Origin of the sequence: Limosilactobacillus reuteri subsp. porcinus, from assembly GCF_036621895.1 — a bacterium.
Lineage (GTDB): Bacteria > Bacillota > Bacilli > Lactobacillales > Lactobacillaceae > Limosilactobacillus > Limosilactobacillus reuteri_J.
The window spans coordinates 1-5,506 of the sequence record NZ_LN887354.1 but is presented as its reverse complement, the minus strand read 5'-3'; the positions used below and the strand labels follow the sequence as shown (position 1 = coordinate 5,506).

The following is a 5,506-nucleotide window of genomic DNA, read 5'->3' as shown; positions in this document are numbered from 1 at the left end:
CACTAAAACTGTATATTTAAAGGCTACCTATGAAAACTTGACAGATACTTAATGTATATTAATATTCGTATGTACCGAGTGGCTATGGTATAATATGCACGATATTAATTTGATTTTAAGACGAAGGGAAGAAGCAGATTGCTAGGAATTGGAACAAAAAATCTTGGCATTGACCTTGGAACTGCTAATACAATTGTCTACCTTGAAGGTAAGGGCATTGTATTAAGAGAACCATCAGTTGTTGCTCGTAATTCTAAGACTAACGAAGTAATCGCTGTTGGCAGTGATGCCCGTGATATGATCGGACGGACGCCAGAAAGTATTGTGGCTATCCGGCCAATGAAAGACGGTGTTATTGCTGATTACGACACAACAGTTGCAATGATGAAGTATTACATTGATAAAGCGTTAGGAAATAATGGTAAGCCATATGTTATGGTATGTGTTCCTAGTGGGATCACGGAAGTTGAAAAACGGGCAGTGATTGATGCTACTCGAGTTGCAGGTGCTCGTGATGCTTATGTTATTGAAGAACCATTTGCAGCAGCCATTGGAGCAGGTTTACCAGTTATGGATCCAACTGGTAGTATGGTTGTTGATATTGGTGGAGGTACTACTGATGTTGCTACCATTTCATTAGGTGGTATCGTCTCAAGTCGTTCAATTCGAATGGCTGGTGATAAGATGAATGATGCGATTGTTCAATATGTTCGCCAACATATGAATTTATTAATTGGTGAACGAACAGCTGAAAAGCTTAAGTGGGATATTGGATCTGCATCTGTTGAAGCTGCCGAAGAAATGGGAACAACACAAGTTCGCGGTCGTGATCTTGTAACTGGATTGCCAAAGACGATGCAAGTATCTGCAAAAGATGTTTCAACGGCCCTCCAAGATGTTGTTGATAGCATTATTACGGCAATTAAAGGAACACTTGAAGAAACTTCCCCAGAAATTGCTGCTGATGTTATTGATCACGGGATTGTATTAACTGGTGGAGGCGCATTATTAAAGCATTTACCAGATGTTATTGCAGATGCAACCAAAGTACCAGTGTTCATTGCTAATGATCCCCTTGACTGTGTTGCTATTGGTACCGGCGAGTCATTAAAGAGTATTGATGTAATGAAGAAAAAGTAAAATGATTCTCTGACAGTGACGTCAGCGATGAATCATCATTAGTACTAACTAATGATTGACGGGGCTGATTGCCAAGCAGGATTGTTTGGCAGGCCCCGTCTTAATTACCTTGTGTATGCATTGGAGGGTCATAATGCAGAAATTTTTTTCCAATCGCCGATTAGTTATTGCTGTGATAATTCTAGTTGTCTGTTTTGGACTAATGGCGGGTTCTGTTTCTTTACGGAATAGGCGAAATACACCACCGATCATCCAACAATTTGGAAATGATATTGTTGGTTTTGTTGATAGTGCAGTTGCTCTCCCTGTAAATTGGGCACAGACAAGTGTGAGTTCGATAAATGGGTTGATGAATACTTATTCTGAAAACCGTGAACTTAAACAGCAAGTAACTGAATTAGCACAAACTAAAGTCCGTGATCAGACCTTAGCTCATGAAAATAAACAATTAAAACAACAGTTAAAGCTTAATAATTCAATGACCGACTATAATACAGTTACAGCGGCTGTGTTAATGCGCACACCTTCTTCATGGCAACGACAACTCGTAATTAATAAAGGTCAATCTAGTGGTATTAAGAAGAATATGCCCGTTATGAGTGGTAGTGGGTTAATTGGTCGGATTACAGAAGTAAATAAAACTAATAGTAAAGTTGAATTATTGAGTGATACCAGTGAATCATCAAACCGTTTTGCAATTACCCTTAATGGTCAAAATGGGAAGGTGATTAATGGGATTATCACCGGATATAATGCAGGAAATAACGAGCTTGAAATGGGACAAGTAACTTCTAAAGCTAAAATAAAAAAGGGTACCCGAGTAGTAACCAGTGGAATGGGTGGTGTGACACCTAAGGGACTTTATGTTGGCCGCGTGTCACGTGTCGGTAAAGATGATTATGGTCTCGCCCAGAAAATCTATATTACTCCAGCAACGGACTTTAATGATATTAATATTGTTACAGTTGCTGAAGCGGCCTCACAGGAGTGATAAATTATGTATCGTTTATCACGCTTAAAATATATATTCCCAATTGGTTTATTTGTATGCCTGTTTTTGGACGGCGCCTTAAGCCATGTGTGGGCACCATTATTTTTCAGTTATCCCTATTCAATGGTGAGTGAACTTGTCTTACTATGGTTAGTCTTATCGTATTTCTTTCAAGATGATATTGAGATTCCATTAATTCCATTTGCAATTGCTGCCGGTGCAGTTTATGATTTATACTTTTCAGGAATTTTAGGATTGTATATTTTCTTGTATCCATTAGTGGTAGAAATAACTAAAATTTTATCTCGTTATTTTAGTTCATCATTTCTTTCGATGATTATGATTTTCTTTGTTGATATTGTCATTTTTGAGACCTTTAATTATTGGGCATATTATTTAGTAAATATTACTAATGTTGGTTTTGGCGACTATCTTATTTATACGCTTGCTCCAACGTTAGCATTGAATTTAATTTATTTTGTTGTCCTCTTCTGGCCAATTCGCGCAATATATCGCTGGGCATTAGACGATGATCAAATTTAAAATTAGTGCTTGACACAATAGATATTCCAGTATAGGATATTTACAACATCATAAATGACAGTGAACAGACTAGTAGAGCTTTAAGCATTGCAAAGAGAGTCCTTAATGATGGGAAGGGATCAATGTTTCGGCTTGAATCACATCTGTGAGTTGGCCTTCTGAAAGCCATAGTAGGAAGACCCGGGGAAGCCCGTTACAGCGCGGAGTTTATTTTAATGAACTCACTAAGGCTATTATTCGTGAGAAAATAGCAAGATGAGGTGGAACCGCGGAAACGCCCTCGTAGCCAGTTTAGGCTCGAGGGTGTTTTTTGTTTCATTAAAATAGACTTATTAAGGCAAATATTGCGAAATGTTTGTAAACATGAGGTGGAACCACGATGTACTCGTCCTCTAGGAGGTATCTCCTAGAGGATTTTTTCTTTTCCTGTTATTTCTATTAGTCAATAATTTAAGGAGGCAATAGTAAATGTCAATGCAATATATAAGTGAAATTCTACCTTCATTATTTCAGGGGGCTGCTCTTACACTACAAATTTTCTTCTGGACATTAGTTGGGTCTCTGCCATTAGGGATTTTGGTTAGCTTAGGACTTACTTCTAAAATCAAACCTTTGAAGTGGATATTAGAAATTTATGTTTGGTTAATGCGGGGAACGCCTTTGCTGCTTCAACTGATCTTTGTATTCTATGGGTTACCAATTATTGGCATTGTTTTTGAACGTTACGATGCCGCCCTAGTTGCTTTTATTTTGAATTATGCAGCATATTTTGCTGAAATTTTCCGTGGTGGTTTCCAATCTGTTGATCAAGGTCAGTTTGAAGCAGCACGTGTTTTACGCCTAAGCTACTGGCAAACTCTTCGTAAGATCATCATTCCCCAGGTAATAAAAATCGTTATTCCATCAATTGGGAATGAAGTTATTAACTTAGTAAAAGATTCATCGTTAGTTTACGTAATTGGTCTCGGTGACCTACTTCGTGCAGGAAATGTAGCAACTTCACGGGATGTCACGCTTGTCCCATTGATGTTAGTCGGATTAATCTACTTGATTTTTGTAGGAATTTGTACATTAATTCTGCGGCAAGTTGAAAAATGTTATGCATACTTCAAGTAAAGGAGGGAATCTAAATGTTAGAAGTTCGAAATTTAAAAAAGAGTTTTGGCGATCGGCAAATTTTAGATGGGGTTAATTTAACAGTTAAAGATGGTGAAATTCTTTGTATTGTTGGTCCATCAGGTGCTGGGAAAACGACCTTACTTCGTTGTATTACTGGACTGGAAACTCCTGATAGTGGTGAGTTTTTCATTAACGGTCGTCGCTTTGACCCTCAGGGAACAGATGCAGCTGACCGGGTAATCGGTGTGGTTTTTCAAGACTTTAAACTTTTCCCAAATCTTTCGGTAATGGAAAATATTACGTTAGCGCCGATGATGGTATTGAAAAAGGATAAACAAGAAGCAATTGCTGAAGCACAAAAACTGCTTGAAGAATTAGGCCTTAATACAAAAGGAAAATTGTACCCCTACCAACTTTCAGGTGGACAAAAGCAACGGGTTGCCATTGCTCGTGCATTAGCAATGAAGCCTAAAATCTTGTGCTATGATGAACCAACATCAGCGCTTGATCCAAACCTCCGAAAAGATGTGGCTAATATTATTTTGGGATTAAAGAAGGACGGAATGACTCAATTAATTGTTACTCACGATTTAGAATTTGCGGAAGATATTGCTGATGATATTTTACGAGTACAACCACTTGATCAACGTCAGAATAAATAAGGAGAGGAGAAATACTGATGAAAAAAGCGAAAGCAATTTGGTTACTTATTTTGTTAGTAGTACCTGTTCTCCTTCTTAGTGGCTGTGAAAGTGTAACAAAGCGTGCTGATACGCAAGATACATGGAACCGGATTGAACGACGGAAAAGAGTAATCGTCGGCCTTGATGACAGTTTTGTTCCAATGGGTTTTCGCCAAAAGAATGGAAAACTAGTTGGGTATGACGTTGATCTTGCCCGGGCTGTTTTTAAGCAGTATGGAATAAAAGTTGATTTTCAGCCGATTGATTGGTCAATGAAAGAGACTGAACTAAAAAACGGTACGATTGACTTGTTATGGAATGGGTATTCTGTTAATCCTAGCCGTGCCAAAAAAGTTGCCTTTAGTCGTTACTATCTAGAAAACCGGCAGATATTAGTAACTAAAAAGAAGAGTAACATTAAAAATTTGAACGGAATGACGGGCAAAACACTCGGAGTGCAGAATGGTTCAACGGGAGTAACTGTTTTGGATGAGAAGCCAAAGTTGTTAAAGGATAAAATAAAGAACCATACACCAGTACTTTATGATACATTTCCTAATGCATTCATTGACTTAAATGCAAATCGAATTCAAGGAATTTTAATGGATGAGGTTTATGCTAATTACTATATTAAGCACCAACCAAATAGTAATTCATACCGCACTTACATCAGCAAAGAGTTGCCAATGGAACATTTTGCAGTGGGAATGCGGAAAGGTGACAAGACCTTGAAGAAGAAAATTAATCAAGGCTTAGGTAATTTGCAGAAAAATGGTGAATTACGGAAGCTTAATGAAAAATGGTTCGGTCAAGATAGTAACTACTTGGGACCAGATAACACTAAATAAAAAGAGCAGGGACTTGGGAAATAGTCTCTGCCTTTTATGTGCGCCCGGCATGGGTATTAGCTAGGCGGTGAGAGTCCGCTATGGGCCGTAGTAGTCGGAACCATGAGCTGAGGACAAGGGTGTCCACTGTGAGGTGGAATCTGAAGGAAGTCTAAGGCAAAGTACTGCACCGATGAACAAGA

Annotated in this window: 6 protein-coding genes and 1 other annotated feature; all 6 genes read left to right on the top strand. The window is 38.4% G+C overall.

Annotated features, from left to right (window positions below; all coding sequences use genetic code 11):
* The first annotated feature begins 138 nt into the window (after positions 1–138).
* The gene (locus AACL61_RS02285; RefSeq protein ID WP_003666650.1) at positions 139–1,140 is read left to right on the top strand and encodes a rod shape-determining protein; all 1,002 of its coding nucleotides are present in this window, start codon (positions 139–141) and stop codon (positions 1,138–1,140) included.
* A 133-nt stretch (positions 1,141–1,273) separates the two neighbouring features.
* Positions 1,274–2,131, top strand: a complete 858-nt coding sequence (gene mreC / locus AACL61_RS02280) for a rod shape-determining protein MreC (protein ID WP_035154229.1) — start codon at positions 1,274–1,276, stop codon at positions 2,129–2,131.
* A 6-nt stretch (positions 2,132–2,137) separates the two neighbouring features.
* Positions 2,138–2,674 (top strand): rod shape-determining protein MreD, encoded by a 537-nt coding sequence (gene mreD / locus AACL61_RS02275; protein ID WP_003666652.1) that lies wholly within the window; start codon positions 2,138–2,140, stop codon positions 2,672–2,674.
* A 51-nt stretch (positions 2,675–2,725) separates the two neighbouring features.
* Positions 2,726–2,959 (top strand) — a binding site (T-box leader).
* A gap of 183 nt (positions 2,960–3,142) precedes the next feature.
* Entirely contained in the window at positions 3,143–3,790 is a 648-nt protein-coding gene (locus AACL61_RS02270) for an amino acid ABC transporter permease (RefSeq protein ID WP_339110928.1), read from the top strand.
* A 14-nt stretch (positions 3,791–3,804) separates the two neighbouring features.
* Entirely contained in the window at positions 3,805–4,455 is a 651-nt protein-coding gene (locus AACL61_RS02265; RefSeq protein WP_330098074.1) for an amino acid ABC transporter ATP-binding protein, read from the top strand.
* A 17-nt stretch (positions 4,456–4,472) separates the two neighbouring features.
* On the top strand, positions 4,473–5,324 hold the full coding sequence (locus tag AACL61_RS02260; protein ID WP_003676073.1) for an amino acid ABC transporter substrate-binding protein: 852 nt from the start codon (positions 4,473–4,475) through the stop codon (positions 5,322–5,324).
* The last annotated feature ends 182 nt before the right edge of the window (positions 5,325–5,506 follow it).